This window comes from Chryseobacterium sp. SIMBA_029, from assembly GCF_046535275.1.
Classification (GTDB): domain Bacteria; phylum Bacteroidota; class Bacteroidia; order Flavobacteriales; family Weeksellaceae; genus Chryseobacterium.
This window is the reverse complement of record NZ_JAWRXA010000421.1, coordinates 1-266: the sequence shown is the minus strand read 5'-3', so window position 1 is coordinate 266 and position 266 is coordinate 1. Positions and strand designations below refer to the sequence as shown.

Sequence of the window (266 nt, the reverse complement as noted above, 5' to 3'; positions counted from 1 at the left end):
ATTTTTCTAATGCCATACCACTCTGTGCATATCCTTGCCTTAATCCCAATAGTAAAAAGAACAGCAGGATAAAAAAGTTTTTATATATCTTTTTCATTATAGTTATTGTTTAATGAGTTTAGCAGCTGTCGTTTTACCTTCATTTGTTTTTACAGAAACTAGATAAGCGCCCTTTATAAGTGATTGGGTATTAAGCTTGGTCACTCTGTTCTTAGTTTTTATACTTTGAAGCTGTCTTCCGGACATATCATACAGAAGAATATCAG

1 protein-coding gene is annotated in these 266 nt (G+C 32.3%); it reads right to left on the bottom strand.

What is annotated here, in order from left to right:
• Positions 1 to 102 precede the first annotated feature (102 nt).
• Complete coding sequence (locus tag SB679_RS24675) at positions 103 to 255, bottom strand: T9SS type A sorting domain-containing protein (RefSeq protein ID WP_410704922.1); 153 nt, start codon at positions 253 to 255, stop codon at positions 103 to 105.
• Positions 256 to 266: the final 11 nt, after the last annotated feature.